We start from the raw sequence: 19,755 nt of genomic DNA, 5'->3' as shown, positions 1-19,755 counted from the left end.
TGCTGTTATTTTGATGAATGTTTCGTTGAATCTCGCTGAATGAATTCCGTTCCGACAATAATTTTTCTAGGAACTGGTGGGGTATTCAAGCATAACTCTTTCATTGTCTCAACGGCTAGCTCACCCATCCATTCAGTATGAACTTTGACTGTTGTTAATGTGGGTGAAACATATTTTGCGACACTAATATCATTAAAACCAATGATAGAAATATCTTCTGGCACACGAATTGCTGCTTCTTGTAACGCCCGCATCGCACCAATTGCCAACGTATCACTTGCAGCGAAAAAAGCGGTTGGACGAGTGTCCGCTTTTTCAATAAAGTCTTTCATCGCTTGATAGCCTTCTTCAACAGAAAAAGCTGCTTCGACAACCCATTCTTGATGATAAAGGTCCAGATCTTTTAAGGTTTCTTTAAAAGCGACAAAACGTGGATCAACCAATGCCACGTGGGACTCTTTCGTATATTCTTGCCCAGAAAGCATACCAATTTTCTGATGCCCTTGCGCCAAAAATTCTTGCACAATTGTTTTAACACTTCCAGTAAAATCAACAACAATGGAGTTTTGGCCAAAAGCCATTGCATCAAAGTCTACAAATAGAAGAGGTGCGCCTAAGGCGGCTAAGGCCGCCACTTGCTTTTCATCAAATTTTCCTAGGGCAATTGTCCCATCAAATCTTTTTTGAGACAGGTTTGTCAGAGATTCTTTGACTAAAAGAAAACCCAATTCCTCTGCCCGCTTTTCAACACCTAAACGAATCGATAAATAGTAAATATCATCCAGTTCTTCTGGATCGCTGAACCATTGGACAAACCGAATTTTCTTTTTGCCTGCTTGTTTTTTTCTGGCTCGCTTTTTATAATTTAACGTTTCTGCTGTTTCAAATATTTTCTTCTTCGTTTCATCACTAACTGATAATGTTTCATCATAGTTCAAAACTCTCGAAACTGTCGCTGAAGAAACACCGACTTGCTCTGCTATATCTTTAATGGTTACGATGTTCCTCACCTCAAATTAATCATTTTCAATACATTGAATAAATCGTTCAAAAGCACGACGGCCTTCTTCATCACGTTTAAAGACGCCGGCATCTGTTAAAATTTGAACAAAAATTGTCCCAATTCCTTGTTGGATCACTTCTTTGACATTGGCTTCAGTGATGGTTTGCTGACTGAGTTCATCCGCCCAAGCTCGATGACTTTCAGCAATTTGATTGGGTTGCTTTAATAAATACTTTTCGACTTCTCTTAATTCTTGTGCCAGCCTTGGTGGCAAAATAGCTAGTCCCATTACTTCAATTAAGCCAATATTTTCTTGCTTAATATGTTGTACTTCTGGATGTGGATGAAAAATGCCATCTGGAAATTCCTCCGAAACATTATTATCTCGTAAAACTAAATCCAATTCAAATAATGACCCTTTGCGTCGGGCAATTGGCGTAATCGTATGATGCGGTGTGCCATCTTCTGAATAGGCCCGAACTGAGACACGTTCATCAGAATAATTGCGCCATTTGGTCAAAATTAATTCGGCCGCCTCAACTAGTTCCTCTTGACGATCACTTTGAAGACGAATCACAGACATCGGCCATTTTAAAATACCAGCAGTTATCTCAGGATATTTTTTCAAAGAAAATCTTTTTTCCATTGGTGCTAAATCCATTGGAAATGTATGACGTCCTGCTTGGTAATGATCATGAGATAAAATAGAACCACCAACAATTGGCAAATCTGCATTAGAGCCCACAAAATATTCAGGGAATAACTCCGTAATTTTAAGGAGCCGCTGGAACGTTTTTTTCTCGATTTTCATTTCTCGATGTTGTTGGTCCAAGAAAATCGCATGCTCATTATAGTAAGCATATGGCGAATATTGAAAGCCCCAAGCTTCGTCCTCTAAATTTAGTCGGATAATCCGATGGTTTGTACGTGCTGGATAATTTACACGGCCATAATAGCCTTCATTCTCCATACATAACATACACGCTGGATATTTTTTTTGACTCATTTTCTTTTCAGCCAAAATTTTTCGAGCATCCTTTTCTGGCTTCGATAAGTTAATGGTAATTTCTAGTTTACCATAGGGTGAGTCCATTGGGAAAATAATGTTTTTGGCGATTGCTTTCGTTTTAATGTAGTTATTCGTTTTACATAACTGATAAAAATAATCCGTTGCTTTTCGTGGAGACTCTTGATAATAATCCATAAACTTCTGATTAATGATGGTTGGGGTCGGCGTAATAAAATCCATTAACTCCGCTTCTAGTTGTTCTGCTTCCGTAATTGAGTCATCGATTTGGTGATTGGCTTGTGCAATGTTTAAAAGATGTTCCACCACACGCAACGGTTCTTGCTCACAAGCAACCGCTTCTGGTTGTTCAAAAAAATCACAGCCAACTAGTTTGGCAATCCGATTCGTCAAATAATAACGGTCTGTTTCCGTCCAATCGCCATTTTCTATGATTATCTCTACAAATGCAGCAATCCATTTACTACTTTCTTTCATCATCTGATGTTCTCCTATTCATTATAGCCTTGAGGATGTTTCACATGCCATTGCCAAGCGGTGGCGATAATATCCTTGACCTCAGTTACTTCTGGTTGCCAGCCTAAAACTCGTTTGGCTTTTTCACTAGAAGCAATTAACGTACTAGGATCCCCTGCTCGGCGTGGCGCGATTGTCGCAGGAATTTCTTGACCTGTCACTTCGCGAGCAGCATCTAACATTTCTTTAACAGAATAGCCGTTGTTGCTACCCAGGTTAAAGACGTCACTTTCGCCGCCATTTTTCAAGTATTCTAAAGCCAAAATATGTGCTGCAATCAAGTCTTCAATGTAAACATAATCTCGAATGCACGTGCCATCTGGTGTATCATAATCATCCCCAAAAATGCTTAGCTCTGCTCGTTGGCCCAATGCCACTTGTAAAATAATTGGCACAATATGCGTTTCTGGCGTGTGATCCTCACCAATTGAGGCATCTTTTTTTGCTCCTGCAACATTAAAATAACGCAAAGCAACATATTTCATTCCATAAGCGTTGTCGCACCATTTCATGATTTTTTCCATCATTAATTTACTTTCCCCATACGGATTTTTAGGATTCGTTGGGGTTTCTTCTGTAATAGGCATTGCTTTTGGTTCGCCATAAGTGGCCGCTGTGGAAGAAAAAACAATATGTTTCACTCCGAATTCTTGCATGACTTCCAAGGCAATTTGAGTGCCGTGAACATTGTTATTGAAATACATTAACGGTTTCTCCACGGATTCTCCTACTAAAGAATTGGCCGCAAAGTGCAACACACCTTCAATTGATTCTTTTTCAAAGACGCTACGTAAAAAAGCTTTATCACGAATATCGCCTTCATAGAAAGTCGCTTGTTCATGAACTGCTGAAGGATGCCCCGTTAATAAATTATCAACAACAACAACGGCATAGCCTTTTGAAATTAATTGATCGACGGCATGTGAGCCGATGTAGCCTGCGCCACCTAATACTAAAATAGACATTTAAAGCCTTCCTTTCTAAAATAACTTTCTGGCACCATCATCAATTGATGCAGGATAAAAATCAGCAGCATAGCCAATTTTATCTTGATAACTCTGGCCAACAGCTTCAATAAATGCATCTATATTTTGCTTTGGTACCAAAGCAATACTACAACCGCCAAACCCTGCACCAGTCATCCGTGCGCCCAAAACGCCTGGTTGTTCTTGCGCACAAGCCACTAAGGTATCCAACTCAATGCCAGTTACTTCGTAATCTTCTTTTAGCGAACGATGTGAGGCATTTAATAATAAGCCAAATTCTTCCAAATCCCCTTCAGTTAGCGCTTGTTTTGCCAATAAAGTTCGTTCATTTTCTGTGACGGCATGACGCGCTCGTTTAATCAACGTTGGATCTCCAATCAATGCTTGATATTGTTCAAATGTCTCGCTGTCTAATTCACCTAAAAATTCAATAGATAACTCTTTTTGAAGCAAACGAACGGCTTCTTCGCATTCTGCACGGCGTTCATTATATTTTGAATCTGCTAATTCACGGCGTTTGTTAGTATTCATAATGACAATCGTATACTCACCTAATTTGGCGGGAACCATTTCATAGTGCATATTATTGGTATCTAGTAGAATAGCTTGATCTTTTTCTCCCATCCCTACGGCAAATTGGTCCATAATTCCTGAATTAACGCCAATAAATTCATTCTCCACTTTTTTACCGATTTGCACCAATTCAAGCATTGGACAGTGTAAAGCATATAAATCATTACAGATCGTTCCCATTAAAAGTTCAATAGAAGCAGAAGAAGACAAGCCAGCACCATTAGGAATCGTACCGTAGAAGAGTACATCTAAGCCAGAATCAATATTGTGTCCGCTTTCAATCAAGTAATTTAAAACGCCTTTCGGATAATTTGCCCAATCATCCGAATCTGAATAGGTTAAATCTTCTAATGAAAATTCGATGAGACCAACCTCTTTAAAATTATCAGAAAACATCCGAATTTTTTGGTCGTCTCTTTTTCTTGCCACACCAAATGTCCCTAACGTAATAGCCGCTGGGAAAACATGACCGCCATTGTAATCTGTATGTTCACCAATCAAATTAATTCTTCCAGGGGCAAAATAACAGGCTGTCCCTTTCTCACCAAATATTTCTACAAATCGATTCATTAACAGTTCTTCCATCACTAATCGCTCCTTTCACTAGTAAACAAATTGTATAATATTTACTAAACTTTTGCAAATATTTACTTAACATTTCCTTAATTGTCATTTCGGTTGAAAACGTGTACAATACAATTAAATAAAGATTTATTTTCTTAGTGTTTCTTTTCGACTATTTAAATAATCTAAAAAACAAAATTAAATTTACTAAATATTTACTTAAAGGAAGGATTGATTATTTTGACTATTTCAACTGAATCATTTGGACAAGGAATGCTTCTTTACACACTGACGAATAAAAATGGTGTGACTTTAAAAGCAACAGATTTTGGTGCGCGAATTGTTGCGCTCGACGTTCCTCTTACAAAAAATGAATCCCGATCACTCGTGCTAGGCTTTCCCTCAGCAGATGAATATTTGTCTAAAGACTTATATTTTGGTGCAACAATTGGTCGAACAGCTGGCCGAATTGCCGATGGCTCCTTTGAACTAGCGGGTAAAAAGTATCAAACGATGATTAATACTCCTACTCAAACAACACTTCACGGTGGCACACCTGGGTTTGAAAGTAAAAAATGGCACAGCGAAATCCAAGAGGCACAAGCGAATCCTTCTGTGAAATTTTGGCTAGAGAGTCCTGCTGGTGAAAATGGTTTTCCTGGAAATCTCACTGTTTCAGTCACGTATACATTGACTGAAGAAAATGAATGGCAAATTGAGTATCAGGCAACTACAGATGAACAAACACTTTTTAATCCAACCAATCATGTCTACTTTAATTTAACTGGAAATCCTGCAATCCCCATTGATGCGCATGAGTTACAAATAAATGCCCAAAAGTTTGTCCCGCTTGATGAAAGAGTTTTACCGCTTGGAGAATTAGCTTCCGTCGACCAGACAGCTTTTGATTTACAAAAACCTAAAAAATTAGCTGAGGTTTTTTCAAGTACCGATGAACAAATTCAAAAGATGAACGGCTTCGATCACCCTTTCATCTTAACCAATCATGATTTAATTAACCCAGATGTTATCTTAAAAAGTCCTACTAAAGATATCACCTTAGAGATGTTCACTGATCAACCTTCAGTTGTTATTTTTTCAGCAAATTTTGCTGATAACGGTCCCGATATTCAAGGGCAAAAATTAGTCAATCACGGAGCGCTCACATTTGAAACCCAAGTCTGTCCTGGTGCTGAAAGATTTCCGTTGTTCGGTTCTATCACCCTCTCACCTGAACAGGAATTTCACTCAACGACCCGTTTCAAACTAATTTATTAAGTGAAATGGTGCTCTTAACCAAGCTTATCTTCGAACTAAAAAAGATAAGAATGGTTAAGAGCACTTCTATTATTTGACATTTTTAATCGCTCCATTTACACTATTTTCAATTAGAAAGGCGGTGATGTCTATGTATGCAATCAAATTTTTTCATGGCTATTTAACTGCAGATGGTAAACGTACGCGAGATAAATCAGGTTGTTTAGTTTACCACTCTGAAAAAGAAGCACAAAAATTAGCAGATAAAATTGGCGGGAGAGTTAAAAAAATTGGATAACCTTAGGTAAAGGATAGATAAGCAAGGCTATTTTGCTATCTATCCTTTTTTATTTTACATATTCCTCGACTTATTGTATTGATTTGATACAATAGAGAAAAAGCCTAAAGGAGCGCTTACATGAAACAAAATGACTTTGATTATATGCAAATGTTAAAAGGTGAATTATATTACGCCCCTACCATTTTACCCGAAAACAAATCAACAAAAGGCAAGGTGTTAGCTCAAAAAATCAATCAACTTCCTATCGATAATGTGAAAGAAATTGTGGCCCTAGAAAAAGAATTATTAGGAAAAACTGGCAATGAGTTATATATCACCCCACCCCTCCATGTAGATTACGGTCGCCATATTGAGGTAGGAGAAAATTTTTATGCAAATATGGATTGCATTTTTTTAGATGTAAACAAAATCATCTTCGGTGATAATGTCATGGTTGGCCCTCGTGCTAGTTTTTATACTGCCGGCCATCCAATTGATCCAACGATTCGAACTGCAGAATTAGAATTCGGGACGCCAATTATTGTTGAAGATAACGTGTGGATTGGCGGAAGTGCCACCATTTTACCTGGCGTTACAATTGGAAAAAATGCTATTGTCGCTGCTGGTGCTGTGGTTACAAAAGACGTTCCTGCCAACACGATTGTTGGAGGTAATCCAGCAAAAGTCATTCGCAAAATTGATGAAAACGATCAGCAATTTTGGACAGAAAAGCAACGGCAGTATCAAATCGCTAAGAAGCAATTCTTTCATGAATAAAAAATCCCCAATCCAATGAAAATAACGGATTGGGGATTTTTTATTTTAATTTTCTTCATAATAATTAAACATCCAATGGATGCCAAACTGATCTTTTAGGGAACCATACTTTTTGGACCAAAAAGTTTCAGATAATGGCATTGTAACAGTGCCACCTTCAGATAATCGTTTAAATAAGCGATCAATTTTTTCATCATCATCTGTGCTAACCACGAGCGAAAGGTTATTTCCTTCCGTAACTTCAAAACCAAACATATCAGGAACATCTGAAATCATTACATAGGTTCCTTCAATAATGATACTTGCGTTCATCACTAAATCCTTTATCTCGTCGTTTATAGGATGCTCAGGATCCTCAGGTGCTTCGCCAAAAGTCATTAAATTTTGACATTTTGTATCAAAAACATCTTCATAGAACGCAATTGCTTCTTTTGCTTCACCTTTAAAATTTATATACAGCTCTAACAAATGACTCACCTTCTTTCATGATCAAATTTTATACTTTATTTTCTCATGATTTGTCAGAAAGCAAAAATAGTCTGCTTAAAAATCTGATTTTTCTAGTAACAAGGTAACAAATTTTTCCAAATACAGTTGGTCAACCGCATCATAGCTATTTGTTACACCACTATCAATATCTAAAACACCGACCAATTGATGATTTTTTACCATCGGTACAACGATTTCAGACATCGCAGCTGAGTCACAAGAAATATAATTGGCGTGTGTCTTCACGTTATCAACAATCAATGTAGCTTGTTTTTCCGCGGACTCACCACAAACACCTTTGCCCATTTTAATTCTGGTACAAGAGACTTTCCCTTGAAAAGGACCCAAAACTAATTCTTCATTTTTATATAAATAATACCCAGCAAAAACAGTGTCTGGTAACGTTTGCGCAAGTAACGCAGACGAGTTTGCTAAATTTGCAATAGCATCCGTTTCTATTTCTAACAAACCGCTCAATTGTTGTAAGCACAATTCGTAGGCTGCTTTTTTGTTTTCTCTCGTTTGTTCAGTCATGCTTGGTTCATCTCCTTCATTTTGTCTTATTATAAAGGAAGACACGCAAAAGTGCTATGTTAAAGTGAGACAAACAAACTTGAAACGCTGATCCACGTTGTGAGCAGAAGCACTTTATAAGGATTAAACTGTGACGAGTAACCGCAGGACTGACACTATGCGTTGCTCAGAGCTGAACCCTGTTTCCTCTGTTTGGCTTTTTAGCATTCTATTTCTACCTAATTTTAAAGCAAGTTAAACCCATTGTCCTTTCAACATAATCTTGCGTTTCTGCGGTTTTCTAGCAATCACTTCTGCTGTAGAAGCTGCTTCTGTAAAGATAAAGTTTGCTTCGTCGCCTTCTGTAAACCAAAGACGTTCTTCTTCAAATGAAAAAGGTGCTTCTTTGCCGCAGCCATGGACGTAAGCTTGAGTAAGTTGCTCTTCTGTAATCTTTCCTGTCATTTCACAAAAATTACGTAATTTTTCAAATAAATCACCTGAAACATTAGAACTCCAAGAGTCAAAAAAGCCATCACTACCTAAATGAACCGATACACCAGTTTGGCGTAACACATCAATTGGTGGCAATAAATAACGAGGATCATAGGGAATTGTAGACATAATCGCCGTTTGATGCGTTGCCAAGCGTTGGTATAGTTTTTCTTTTTCTGCTGGTCGTACATCTAGCAGCGCAAAGGCGTGACTGATAGCGGTTCGCTGAGTAAATTTTCGTTCTTCCAAAATGTCTAAAAATCTATCAATTGTATAAACACCCACTTCCCCCGTATCATGCAAGTGAATATCGATTCCTACTTGAAATTCTTCTGCCAGATCGAAAATGGTTTCTAAAGATTCTTCAATTGCATAATCAATGCCTGCAGGATCTAAACCGCCAACCATTGTTCCACCATTTTTTAGGGCTTCTCTCATGAGTAAAACCGTTTGGGGATTTTTTAATAATCCATGCTGTGGAAAGACAACAATATCATAATCAATCACATGCGCATATTTTTCTAAGGCTCTTTTGACGCCCCAGAAGTTTTCTAGTTCTACATAAGGATCAATGTTGACATGTGTCCGAATATAAGAGGCTCCATAACCAATCAATTTTTCAATCATGGCCGTCGCTCGTTGTTCTGTTGACGGAGCTAACAATTTAAGTTCACTGGCTTCGTCTGCTAAACGCTCTTTTAAATTTTTAACAGGTTGGCTAGCACGCCAGCCTAATGAAAGGTAGGTTTTATCTAAGTGATTATGGCTCTCTTGAAAAGCGGGAATAGCCAGTTGTCCGTTTAAATCAGTGCCTTGTTGCTTTTCAGTGACTTGATTTTGCGGAATAATCGCTTGGATTTTGCCTTCTTGAATCGCTAAAGTATAGCGTGCGGTTTTAGTATACGTTAATTCGTGGTGGTCTTTAGCAAAACCAGTTTCTAAACGAACATTATTCAAATAAACAATGGATGCTGTCATTCTTTTTCCCCCTTTTGAACGGCTTCAACCAGTTGTCCTTTTAGTATCAGTTGTTGGATTGGCTGTTGGCGTGCAATCACGTGAGCAGTGCTCTCAGCATTAAATAGTAGGAAATCTGCAGAATCGCCGACGTTAGGCCAAACTTGCTGCCCGTTAGGATCAAGAGGCGTTACAAAATTACTCGCTAAGCCCCATAAACGATTCAAGCGATACTCATCGCTAATTTTAAATCTTTGAGCGGCTGTATTTAATTTTTCTATTGTATTGCCACTGCCAAAAGGCGACCAATGATCCGTCAAACTGTCATGAGCCACGGAGATCTTAACACCTTGTTCAACCAAGGTTGGAATCGGCATGGTGGGCATTCCAATCGGTACAGTCGAAGTCAAATCAATACCTGTTTCGATGAATTTTTGCGCAACATCTCTAATTGCTGCTTCTTCTAAGCTCCCCAAAGCTAAAGCATGACTTAAAGTGACTTTGCCAAACATCTTTGCTTGTTCTGTATAATCAACAAATTTATTAAATTCATAAAGTCCCAAAGTATCACGGGCGTGTAAATGAACATCAATTTTTTTATTAAATGTGGTAGCTAATTCAAATATTTTTGCGATTGAATGATCCACATGACGATCCACAAGGGCTGGATCAACGCCGCCGACATGAGTTGCCCCCATGCGTAAGGCTTCGCGCATCAAAGGTTCGACTTGTGAGCGGAGTAATCCGTGTTGAGGAAAAGCCACAATTTCATGAGTAATGTATTGTTCATATCGACTAAATGCTTCTTTAGTGATTTCAATATGTTTCGTTCCAATAGATGGATCTACATTACAATGACTGCGAATATGATAATGGCCTTGTTGAATATACTGCTCAATAACTTGGCAAGCACGTTCTAAACTAGTTGGTAATTGTTCAGGTAACAGCCAAGTTTCTTCTTCAATACGTGTTAAAATTCCTTTCGTTAGTGGACGACAGGCCTTCCAAAGTCCCCCAAAATACGTTTTATCAATATGAATATGCATTTCTCTTAGAGCAGGTAAAACGAGTTGCTGATTCACATCGATAACTGTTTCGTTCTCTAAAGGCCTTAACTGCGGTGCGACCGCGGTACAGACCTCGTTTTCAATTCGAATATCATAGCTAGCTGTTTCTGTCGCAACAATTCGCTGATTCACAGTAGAAAATCCTGTTTCTAATTTACAGTTTTTTAAAAGCATGACAAACCCCTTCCTACCTTCATTCAATTAGTTAACATAAGCCCATTTTAAACTGTACGTAGGTCCAAATGAATGCCAATACAGATCCTTGATTTTTTGATTAGCTAATACAGAAATGCTTCGATTGTAGATTGGTGCTAAAACCGTTTCCTGATTCACCAAAATATCTTGTGCTTGAGCAAAGTCATTTAAACGAGCCTCTTGATCAGCCGCATGTGTTGTTCTAGTTTCTTGAATTAATTGATCATACGTATCACTCTTGAACGTTACGCCGCCCAAGGTACTATCCGAAGTAAAGATGCGCATAACTGTTAATGGATCACGATAATCGGTTCCCCAACCAGATAATTCTAAATCATAGTCTCTCGTTTGATCACGATCAACACGAATAGTAAAAGGAACTTGAGTAACATTCACTTCTAATCCATCTAGATTTTCTTCCAATTGAAATTGGAAAAACTCAGCAGCTTTTTTGGCGCTGTCTGTATCATCTGTTAAAAATTCTAATTTGATTTTATCCAGCCCAATTTCTTTTTTCCCTTTTTCCCAGAATTCTTTTGCTTTCGCTGTATCGTAGGTTAAGTAGTTATTTTTCTTAGCAGCTAGTTTTGTGAAATCTGTTCCATCTGGCGCAATCGTTTGTCCCGGAGGAATTACTTGATCTGTAGCCGTTGATTGATCTTGCAAGACTTCTTTTACAAAACTTTCTTTATCAAAAGCTTGTGCCAACGCTTTACGAATATTGTTGTTCGCTAAAGCCGGATTTTCTTTTCCATCACGAACGCTGTTCATTTTTAAAAAGTATGTGACGAATTGAGGAATTGAAAGAAAGTCTGGATTATCAACATAACCAGGAATAAATTCACCACTTAGCTTATTCACTACATCCAATTCATTCGAGTCAAACAAATTCACCGCTGTCGTTGGGCTCTTAATTACTGAAACTTTCGCTTCTGTTAATTTAACTTTTTCAGCATCCCAATACGTATCATTTTTTTCGTAGGTCCAGTCATCGGAAGAGGCATTATCCCATTCTTTCAATTTAAAAGGACCATTATAAATCAAATGTTCTGCATCAGTGGCATATTTATCCCCTTGTTCTTTGATATATTTTTCATTTTGCGGAAACAAAACAGGAAACGAAAGCAAAGATTTCAAATAAGGGGTGGGCCGTTCTAAAGTTATTTCTAACGTTTTATCATCTAGCGCCTTAACCCCAAGAGTATTCACATCTGCGCCTTCTAAAGCAATTTCCTTAGCATTTTTAATGACATCAAAAAATAAAGCTTGATGAATCGATCCTGATTTAGGGGAAGCAACTTGTTGCCATGCATAAACAAAGTCGTTTGCTGTTACTGGATCATCATTCGACCATTTGGCATCTTCTCTAATCTTAAATGTATAAACGGTTTCATCTTCAGAAATCGCTGGTTCTTCGGCAGCGACCCCCAACTCTAATTCATCTTCTTTACCTAAAACATAGAGTCCTTCATAAACTTGATTCATGACTAAAGTCGAGGTCGTATCCCCCGCTGTGTGTGGTTCCATTGTCGAAATAGCCGCTTCAGAACTAATTGCAATTTTTTGTTCCGCTGCTTTGTTACTATCAGCCGAGTTTCCCGTTCCCGCCTGACAAGCCGTTAAAGCTAAAAGCAAACCGACGCATCCTAACATTTTTAATTTTTTCATACCGATCCCTCCATTTTACAAACTATAACCTTCAAAGTTACCAGAATTTTCTGATAAAATATAGAAAAAGAAGCATATCTGATAAGAGTCTCAAAAAACTTACAGATTATAGAAATACTTGAGAAATTTAAAGTAGCTGAAACAATAGTAAAAGCATTAAAAATTAAGTATACTATTGCTATATCTTTAAACGATGCGTTTCTATAGGTTGTAAGCGCTGATTGTTCTTATTTGGTCACTTGTGACTACCAATCACGTGATGACTTGGAACTTTTTTCTATTAGTATAAGGATACCTTATTTTCCCTAAAATAGTTTTGTAACATCTTACAATAAATACACTTAATTTTTAGATAATTCATACAAAAGGAGGCCTTGCTAATGATGACGGTCAATGATCTACTCCATGCAGAAGAACTACCTGGTTTAACCTTATTGACGCACGAGACCAATTTAGATGCGCCAATTCTACAAGCTAATATTTTAGAAAATCCTGATGCTTTTGACTGGTTAACGCCAGGAGAAATTTTATTAACTACCGGCTATATTTTCAAAGATCAGCCTTGCTTGCAAAAACGTCTTATTCAAGAACTAGCAAATATGAACTGCGCTGCTCTAGGTTTTAAAGTCCAACGTTATTTCAATGAAGTTCCACAAGAGATGATCCAATTAGCGAATGACGTCGGATTACCAATTCTCTCAATCCCTTATAATTACAACTTTTCTCAAATTATTTCATTGGTCAATCGCCGAGTCAATCAACCTGACGAAACGATTAGCCAACATTCTGTTCATATGCATAATAAATTTTATACAATTATCAAAGCTGGCGGAAAAAGTACCCAATTACTGGAAGTATTAAGTGCCGCGATTCAAGCGCCTGTAATGCTTTTAGACGAGCGTTTTCAGATTATGAATCATTTTGATTTACCTGATGCGCCAACAAGAATCACCAGTATTTTAAATAACGCGACTCTCAAAAAACAGTTTGAGACAGCTTTAAAAGCCCAGAACAATGAGCTCCTATTATTTTATAAAGAACCATTGACTGTTGAATTTTCCTTAGCGAACCATCAGTTATCTTTGCGAATTTTACCCATCAAAAAGAAAAATCTCAGCTTATCTTACTTAGTGATTTGGCAAACTACCAAAAAATTACAGACGATTGATTTATTATCTGTGGAGGTCTGTGCTCACTACCTTTTACCACAACTTCAATTAGAATCTTCGGAAAATTTAACAACGAGGCAAAAGATCGGGGCGCTGTTTCAAGACCTTATCCAAGAGAAAAATACCAATCCTCAAGCTTGGCAAGAATTTAGTAATTATCTGCAATTAAATGAAAAAGATACATTTAGTCTCTTGCTTGTAGCCATTGAACAATTGGAACAACTGTTTAATCCGACTATTCAAATGAATAGCATTGGCCATCAATTGAATCATATTTTAGAAGGATATCGACAAAAAATTACTGCCTTTCCTACACAAACTGGCTTTATTTTATTACTAGAAAATCCAGCGCAAGAGGAAGCCACCTACCTTGCACAAACCACTCATCTTGCCAAGAATTTACTAGAGCAACTAATGAAACTGAATCCAAAATTATCATTTAAATTAGCGATTGGGCCAACTGTCAAAAAAATCACCAATCTGTGTGATTCTTATAAATTAGCACAAGAAACATTCCACTTAGCACAAGCAAGTCAAGAATTACAACAACGAACTATTTTGAATTATGACGACCTCTTTTTTTATCGTTTAATGATCGAAACCCTGACCAAACAAGCCAAACAAAAAATATATCAACGATTGATTGAACCATTAGAAAAAGAAGATCAAAAACATGAAAGTTCCCTACTAGAAACCATCAATACCTACTTTCAGTCGAATAAAAATATTTCGTTGACTGCCACAAATATGTATGTACATCGTAATACAATTATTTACCGCTTAAAAAAAATAGAAGAGATTCTTCACTTAACTTTAGAATTTCCTGATAGTTCGCTACAACTAAGTTTGGCTGTTTATTTATATAAACAAAAATTACTATAAAAAGGCCACCACGAATAGTAAATCGTGGCGGCTTTTTTAACTGTTTCAATTTTGTTAGCGAATAATCATTACAGAAATTGGGGCATATCGAGCCATATAAGCTGCTTGGCTACCAAAAAAGCTTTTTAATTTGCTAGTTGACTTGGAGCCAATAATTAACAAATCTGGTTTATTCAAAGGAATAAGCTTATTAATAATTAATTCCCCTGGATTTCCTTCATTGACAATTACACTTACTTTATCGATGCCATTCGCTAACGCTTCTTGTTGATATTTTTCCGTTTGTTTCTCTAATTTCGCCAACTGTTCTTGCCAATAATTTTTATCTAACGATTGGTAAACATTAATCTCTTTCTCTTCTAAAATCGAAACAATAACCAATTCAGCTTGTTCTTCTTTTGCTTTTTGGATAGCATAATGAAATGCTTTTAACGCATCTGGCGACTCTTCAACACCAACCATAATTTTTGAAAATTTCATTATTTAACCTCCTCTACTTGTTGCTCCATAGCTGCAAGCTGCTGTGCGTATCGTTTATCGCCTTTATATAATTCCACAACCGTCCAAACTAACAAGAGGATGACGAGTGCTATGATGACATAGGCAATATTATCGGCTAACGTAATTTGACTCGCTGTCGAATTATCACCGAAAAATCCTTCAATTTGATCAGGTAAGCCTTTCATATTGAGGTAAATTAAGCCAATGACAGAAACCCAGCCTAACAATTTAATTAACCACGAGTTTTTAAAATGTTCACCCATTTCAACACGGCTATCTGTAAACATCAGTAAAGGCAACATCGAAAATGGCAAAGCAAATGCTAGAAAAACTTGTGAATTGTTCATTAAATTATTAATCGCAATATGCTCCTCCACTGTACTTTTTCCGCTGGTCATTAAAACACAAATTAAGACAGGAATAACAGATAACAAACGTGTGACCATCCGACGTAACCAAATTGGTACGCGCATATGAATAAACCCTTCCATAATGATTTGACCAGTTAACGTTCCTGTAATTGTTGAATTTTGTCCTGATGCCAATAAGGCTACCGCAAATAAAATTGATAAAATTCCAGAACCTGCAATATGCGCTAAAATAGAATTACTCATAACCGCTGGATTTGATAAAGCATCAAACAAACCAAAGAATGAAGGATCTTTGACACTGCCGGATTTAAAAACGGCCACACCCATAATCAATAATAAAGAGTTAACAAAAAATGCCATCGTTAATTGAATATTAGAATCCCAAGTTGAAAAGCGTAAAGCGCGTTGAATATCGGTTTTATCTTTACGATCAATTTTACGACTTTGCACAACAGAAGAATGTAAATACAAATTATGAGGCATCACTGTTGCACCAATAATCCCCAATGCACCTGTCAGTGGCGTTTGCCCATTCACCGCATGTGATGTAGAAAAAGCTTCTGCGCTAGGAACCAGCCCTTTAATTACATCTCCCCATACTGGATTTGACAATGCCACTTGATAAGCAAAAATCACAAAAATAACAACAATTAAAGCAACAACAATAGCTTCAATTTTTCTAAAACCAATTTTTGTCAATAACAACAAAAGTAAAACATCAAATACCGTAATGAAGACAGCCAGACCTAAAGGAATATGAAATAATAAATATAAGGCAATTGCGCCCCCGATAACTTCAGCGATATCTGTAGCCATAATTGCTAACTCTGTTAAAATCCATAATACAATACCTAACGTCTTACTAGTTCTAGCACGAATCGCTTGTGCTAAATCCATCTGTGAAACAATGCCTAATTTAGCAGCCATATATTGGAGCAACATTGCAATCAAACTGGAAATTAAAATAATCGACATCAATAAATATTGAAAATTTTGTCCCCCAGTAATTGAAGTAGACCAGTTTCCTGGATCCATATACCCCACTGCTACCAATGCCCCTGGACCTGAGTAAGCAAATAACGTTTTCCAAAAACTCATATTTTTAGGCACGTCGATGGTGCCATTAATTTCTTCAAGCGAAGGACCATTTGCATATTCAATCAAATGATGTCTTTGCTTTGGTTCATGTTCTTCTGAATTTTTCAATTCAATTCCTTCTTTCGTTTTGCAATAATTTTAAAAGGCCCTTCCCGTTAGAAGGTTAACCTCTAATATATTTTAGGTACACCTAAAATATACTGCTAAAAATAACAAAATGCAAGACTTGAAAGAAAATTTTGACAGTGTAAAAATAGATTGTCGTAAATGTGCGATCTTAAAGTTTGAAGAAATCAGGGTAGCTGGTAGTTGATTATCTTAAGAAGTAGAAAATAAAGGACCTAAGTCATTTCGGCTTAGGTCCCTTATTTTATTTTTATTCGGTTATTCTATTAAGAATGGATGCTACAATTTCTGTCGTGTCAGCTGAATGATTTCTAAAAATCTCGGTAAACTGAATCTGACGAAAACCTTCAAGTACTTCGGGCAACTTATTTTTTCCCCATTCAAAAGTTCCATCATTTCTTTTCAATAATCTCTGTAAAATTTCTTCTTTCTCGACCGCTAACAAAAAATGATAAACGTCAATGCCTGCTCGTCTCAGATATCCAATCAGCTCTTCTTCATATTCATTTTTATAAAGGGTCATTGGAACAATAATCGGCCGTCCAGACTCTTTGGACATTCGTTTTAATAAATGAGCATTCCAGCAACGCCATTCCTGATACTCTTGAAAATCATTTTCTTTCATTTCTTCGGGAACTAACTCCATCAATGCACTACCAATAATTTCTGGATCATAAATGATTGCATTGGGAAGTTTTTGTTGTAACTCATGTGCAATGGTCGTTTTTCCGGCTCCAAACGCACTGTTTAACCAAATAATCATCATAATTTCCTTTCTTCTGAACAAATTTCTTTGTTGTTTAATTTAGGTGCTAGATTACTTTTAATTTTTTTAGCCATTCACTTATAGTTACTACTTACATCTTTAACAGTAAACGAGACAAACTAAAAATACAACATCCTACGCTATTAACCTCGGGTTATATAACATACTCATCTGATAATTTCTCCCTAAAAAAACAGAATGTGGGCAATCTTTTTAAGAATCATTGAATAGAATAACAACAAACAGTAATTCAGGTATAACCAGCTAGAAATTGTTTTATTTTTAGTCACGAGTATGATAAGCATGTAAATCAAATAGAATCATATTAGGTGAGGTTACTCTGAAGAACACAGGTTATCGCTCGGAAATGTCGAGAGACAGTAACGAGTAAAGCAGGGATTGTCGAATTAAGGCTTTCCTAAGATAACTAGAATTTTTTTCTTACGTCTCAGAAAGCCAAAGCTCAATTATTGTGATTACCCTATAATCTTCTTTTATTCGGCGACCTCTTTAATATGATTAATTGGAGGTTTTTAAATTGAAAGCTGTCACTGCATCATCTAAGAAAAATACCCTACTTGCTAAAAGTATCGGGAATCTTACCTTGCTCATCATTTTAGGCATTTTCATTTTTATCATCGTCTTCTCTTGGCTAAAAATGAATCGCCCTCTCCACACCCTTCCCTCAGAAGAATTCCTCGCAACACCAAGTAAAACAGATGATTTCTTATCTCCATCAAATCTTTTTTACTTTTCAATTCGAACCATGTTTCGAATGATTGTGGGGATGGCTTGGTCCTTCCTGTTTTCCTTTGTTTTTGGTATTTTAGCCGTAAAATATAAAACGGCACGAAGAGTCATTTTACCATTAGTTAATTTCCTTGAATCTGTTCCATTGCTAGGTTTTTTGACCTTTACAACTGCTTGGTTACTTGGTTTATTTCCAGGAAATGTGATGGGCGCAGAAGCGGTTGCTATTTTTGCCATCTTCACAGGTCAAGCTTGGAACATCATGTTGACTCTTTATCAAATAATGGAAGTTATTCCTTCAGATCTAGTCAATGTGACCGATCAGTTCAAGTACAATGCTTGGGAAAAATTTTGGCGGCTTGAATTTGTTTACTCAATTCCTGGCTTACTTTGGAACGTTATTATTTCTCAAACTGCGGCTTGGTTTGCCTTGGTGGCCAGCGAGCAAGCTTCTGTTGCCTTTCCTAAAGAAACCAACCTTTATTTACCAGGAATTGGTTCTTATATCCAAGTAGCATTAAATCGAGCCGACTTTAAATCCTGTTTATGGGCTGTTTTTGCCTTATTAATCAATGTGGTGATTTTAAACTTTTTAGTTTTTCAACCTTTAGTTCGAGCCACTTATTATTTTAAATATGAAACAGATGTCGAAAGTACGACGCCACCTAAATCCATCATTTATCATTTATTAAAAAAAGCAACTTTAACGAAATACTTTTCAAAAGCTTTTGTGAAATTCAGTCATTTTTGGATTTACGATTTACCAAAAGTTTGGTACTTTTTCAAGCTAGACTATCTCTATCGATTACTAGCAAAATTACGCCATTTCTTCAAAACATTATGGTATGTCAGCTTAACCATTATTGGGGTTTATTGTTCTATTAAGCTCTATCATTTCTTGCCCCATCAAGATTTCAGCATGATTCCTAGATTAACCCTTTATACTACGCTACGGGTTACCTTGGCTATGGTCGTTGCTGGCATTATCTTTACTCCCTTAGCAATCTGGGTTGCGAATGATAATCGGCGCTTAAGTATCGTTCAACCGATTGGACAAATTTTAGGCTCCATTCCGTCAAATGTTTATACTCCATTCATTGTGTTGATTATTAGTATGGGCTTCAACAAATTAGAATGGTGGATTTTACCACTCATCATGGTTGGTTGCCAATGGTATTTTTTCTTTAATGTAATTGCTGGCTACTTAGCCATCCCTGATGATATTCGTGACGTAACCAAACTTTTTAAATTATCTAAATGGCAATGGTGGACAAAATTTTTGATCCCTTCTATTTTACCTTACCTCATTACAGCAATTATTAACGCTGCTGGTGCTGCTTGGAACGCTGATATCGCAGCAGAAAGCATTCAATGGGGCAAAAAATCAATAGATGTTACTGGCCTAGGACAATATATTGCGGCAAACGATGGCGTAAAAGATAAATCTGCCTTAGGAACCTTAGCGATGTGTTTCGTTGTTGGTTTATGTATTGCCTTTGTTTGGCAACCTTTATATCGAGCAGCAAAACAAAAATTTCACTATTAATAGCTGGACGACTCAACTCGACTAAATTTTTAAGATAAACTAGAGAGGAGAACGATAGGTGATTTCCCTTTACCTATCTAATAAGACGATGGAAAATAAAGAATTATTAAGCATAAAATCAGTATATAAAGAATTTGAAATTGAAGGACATTCAGAACATTTAAAAGTCCTTGAAAATA

At 36.8% G+C, this 19,755-nt stretch carries 18 protein-coding genes and 1 riboswitch (1 of these 19 only partly in view); of the genes, 6 read left to right on the top strand and 12 right to left on the bottom strand.

Translation table 11 applies throughout. The features are described 5' to 3' along the window. Positions 1-5: 5 nt before the first annotated feature. Genes IGK82_RS04510 through IGK82_RS04495 form a run of 4 tightly spaced genes read right to left on the bottom strand, consistent with a single transcriptional unit; the run spans position 6 to position 4,690 of the window. The gene (locus tag IGK82_RS04510) at positions 6-1,010 is read right to left on the bottom strand and encodes a LacI family DNA-binding transcriptional regulator (RefSeq protein WP_002419835.1); all 1,005 of its coding nucleotides are present in this window, start codon (positions 1,008-1,010) and stop codon (positions 6-8) included. 6 nt (positions 1,011-1,016) lie between these two features. After that, positions 1,017-2,507, bottom strand: a complete 1,491-nt coding sequence (gene galT / locus IGK82_RS04505) for a UDP-glucose--hexose-1-phosphate uridylyltransferase (protein ID WP_002411158.1) — start codon at positions 2,505-2,507, stop codon at positions 1,017-1,019. A 14-nt stretch (positions 2,508-2,521) separates the two neighbouring features. Beyond that, the gene (gene galE / locus IGK82_RS04500; RefSeq protein WP_002363665.1) at positions 2,522-3,511 is read right to left on the bottom strand and encodes a UDP-glucose 4-epimerase GalE; all 990 of its coding nucleotides are present in this window, start codon (positions 3,509-3,511) and stop codon (positions 2,522-2,524) included. Between the two features lie 15 nt (positions 3,512-3,526). Continuing rightward, positions 3,527-4,690, bottom strand: coding sequence for a galactokinase (locus tag IGK82_RS04495; protein ID WP_002382071.1), 1,164 nt, complete (start codon positions 4,688-4,690; stop codon positions 3,527-3,529). Positions 4,691-4,942: 252 nt separating this feature from the next. On the opposite strand from IGK82_RS04495, the gene galM reads away from it, so the two are divergent. From galM to IGK82_RS04480, 3 genes are all read left to right on the top strand, one after another. After that, positions 4,943-5,947 (top strand): galactose-1-epimerase, encoded by a 1,005-nt coding sequence (galM, locus tag IGK82_RS04490; protein ID WP_016622695.1) that lies wholly within the window; start codon positions 4,943-4,945, stop codon positions 5,945-5,947. Positions 5,948-6,077: 130 nt separating this feature from the next. After that, the gene (locus IGK82_RS04485) at positions 6,078-6,224 is read left to right on the top strand and encodes a hypothetical protein (protein ID WP_002384758.1); all 147 of its coding nucleotides are present in this window, start codon (positions 6,078-6,080) and stop codon (positions 6,222-6,224) included. A gap of 120 nt (positions 6,225-6,344) precedes the next feature. After that, the gene (locus IGK82_RS04480) at positions 6,345-6,983 is read left to right on the top strand and encodes a sugar O-acetyltransferase (RefSeq protein ID WP_002379300.1); all 639 of its coding nucleotides are present in this window, start codon (positions 6,345-6,347) and stop codon (positions 6,981-6,983) included. A gap of 45 nt (positions 6,984-7,028) precedes the next feature. Here the strand turns inward: IGK82_RS04480 and IGK82_RS04475 are convergent, their stop codons facing one another. From IGK82_RS04475 to IGK82_RS04455, 5 genes are all read right to left on the bottom strand, one after another. Then, the gene (locus tag IGK82_RS04475; protein ID WP_002399473.1) at positions 7,029-7,460 is read right to left on the bottom strand and encodes a VOC family protein; all 432 of its coding nucleotides are present in this window, start codon (positions 7,458-7,460) and stop codon (positions 7,029-7,031) included. Between the two features lie 66 nt (positions 7,461-7,526). After that, complete coding sequence (locus tag IGK82_RS04470) at positions 7,527-8,006, bottom strand: GAF domain-containing protein (RefSeq protein ID WP_002365470.1); 480 nt, start codon at positions 8,004-8,006, stop codon at positions 7,527-7,529. Positions 8,007-8,240: 234 nt separating this feature from the next. Continuing rightward, entirely contained in the window at positions 8,241-9,458 is a 1,218-nt protein-coding gene (locus tag IGK82_RS04465) for an amidohydrolase (protein WP_016622693.1), read from the bottom strand. Continuing rightward, complete coding sequence (locus IGK82_RS04460) at positions 9,455-10,705, bottom strand: amidohydrolase family protein (RefSeq protein ID WP_430605156.1); 1,251 nt, start codon at positions 10,703-10,705, stop codon at positions 9,455-9,457. The genes IGK82_RS04465 and IGK82_RS04460 overlap by 4 nt, the downstream gene beginning before the upstream one ends. Further along, a complete protein-coding gene (locus tag IGK82_RS04455) occupies positions 10,706-12,367 on the bottom strand; it encodes a peptide ABC transporter substrate-binding protein (RefSeq protein ID WP_010815948.1) in 1,662 nt (553 codons plus the stop codon). A gap of 380 nt (positions 12,368-12,747) precedes the next feature. On the opposite strand from IGK82_RS04455, the gene IGK82_RS04450 reads away from it, so the two are divergent. Beyond that, positions 12,748-14,418 carry a PucR family transcriptional regulator gene (locus IGK82_RS04450; RefSeq protein ID WP_002358159.1) on the top strand — a complete coding sequence of 557 codons (1,671 nt, stop codon included), beginning with the start codon at positions 12,748-12,750 and terminating at the stop codon, positions 14,416-14,418. A 54-nt stretch (positions 14,419-14,472) separates the two neighbouring features. Here IGK82_RS04450 and IGK82_RS04445 read toward each other — a convergent pair whose 3' ends face one another. From IGK82_RS04445 to IGK82_RS04435, 3 genes are all read right to left on the bottom strand, one after another. Continuing rightward, positions 14,473-14,898 carry a universal stress protein gene (locus IGK82_RS04445; RefSeq protein WP_002358161.1) on the bottom strand — a complete coding sequence of 142 codons (426 nt, stop codon included), beginning with the start codon at positions 14,896-14,898 and terminating at the stop codon, positions 14,473-14,475. Continuing rightward, on the bottom strand, positions 14,898-16,496 hold the full coding sequence (locus tag IGK82_RS04440; RefSeq protein ID WP_430605155.1) for an Nramp family divalent metal transporter: 1,599 nt from the start codon (positions 16,494-16,496) through the stop codon (positions 14,898-14,900). The genes IGK82_RS04445 and IGK82_RS04440 overlap by 1 nt, the downstream gene beginning before the upstream one ends. Positions 16,497-16,764: 268 nt before the next feature. After that, positions 16,765-17,280, bottom strand: a complete 516-nt coding sequence (locus IGK82_RS04435) for an AAA family ATPase (protein ID WP_016622692.1) — start codon at positions 17,278-17,280, stop codon at positions 16,765-16,767. Between the two features lie 314 nt (positions 17,281-17,594). Next, positions 17,595-17,762, top strand: a riboswitch (M-box (ykoK) riboswitch). Between the two features lie 41 nt (positions 17,763-17,803). Between IGK82_RS04435 and IGK82_RS04430 the strand changes: the two genes are divergently transcribed. Together IGK82_RS04430 and IGK82_RS04425 are read left to right on the top strand one after the other, a co-directional pair. Further along, entirely contained in the window at positions 17,804-19,576 is a 1,773-nt protein-coding gene (locus IGK82_RS04430; protein WP_002384764.1) for an ABC transporter permease subunit, read from the top strand. An 88-nt stretch (positions 19,577-19,664) separates the two neighbouring features. Next, a protein-coding gene (locus IGK82_RS04425) for an ABC transporter ATP-binding protein (RefSeq protein WP_002360638.1) crosses the window boundary here: on the top strand, positions 19,665-19,755 show its 5' end (the start). 689 nt of this gene lie beyond the right edge of the window; the window shows 91 of its 780 coding nt (coding positions 1-91); the start codon lies at positions 19,665-19,667; the stop codon falls past the right edge of the window.

The organism is Enterococcus sp. AZ197 (assembly GCF_050556405.1).
GTDB lineage: Bacteria > Bacillota > Bacilli > Lactobacillales > Enterococcaceae > Enterococcus > Enterococcus faecalis.
Note: the sequence above shows the minus strand (reverse complement) of the source record. Positions and strands in the feature narration are given on the sequence as shown.

Coding starts and splice junctions, on each gene's coding strand:
- IGK82_RS04450 (WP_002358159.1), top strand. CDS start 12,748: ATGATGACGGTCAATGATCTACTCCATGCAGAAGAACTACCTGGTTTA.
- IGK82_RS04485 (WP_002384758.1), top strand. CDS start 6,078: ATGTATGCAATCAAATTTTTTCATGGCTATTTAACTGCAGATGGTAAA.
- galM (WP_016622695.1), top strand. CDS start 4,943: ATGCTTCTTTACACACTGACGAATAAAAATGGTGTGACTTTAAAAGCA.
- IGK82_RS04495 (WP_002382071.1), bottom strand. CDS start 4,690: ATGGAAGAACTGTTAATGAATCGATTTGTAGAAATATTTGGTGAGAAA.
- IGK82_RS04445 (WP_002358161.1), bottom strand. CDS start 14,898: ATGAAATTTTCAAAAATTATGGTTGGTGTTGAAGAGTCGCCAGATGCG.
- IGK82_RS04455 (WP_010815948.1), bottom strand. CDS start 12,367: ATGAAAAAATTAAAAATGTTAGGATGCGTCGGTTTGCTTTTAGCTTTA.
- IGK82_RS04465 (WP_016622693.1), bottom strand. CDS start 9,458: ATGACAGCATCCATTGTTTATTTGAATAATGTTCGTTTAGAAACTGGT.
- IGK82_RS04470 (WP_002365470.1), bottom strand. CDS start 8,006: ATGACTGAACAAACGAGAGAAAACAAAAAAGCAGCCTACGAATTGTGC.
- IGK82_RS04480 (WP_002379300.1), top strand. CDS start 6,345: ATGAAACAAAATGACTTTGATTATATGCAAATGTTAAAAGGTGAATTA.
- galE (WP_002363665.1), bottom strand. CDS start 3,511: ATGTCTATTTTAGTATTAGGTGGCGCAGGCTACATCGGCTCACATGCC.
- galT (WP_002411158.1), bottom strand. CDS start 2,507: ATGAAAGAAAGTAGTAAATGGATTGCTGCATTTGTAGAGATAATCATA.
- IGK82_RS04435 (WP_016622692.1), bottom strand. CDS start 17,280: ATGATGATTATTTGGTTAAACAGTGCGTTTGGAGCCGGAAAAACGACC.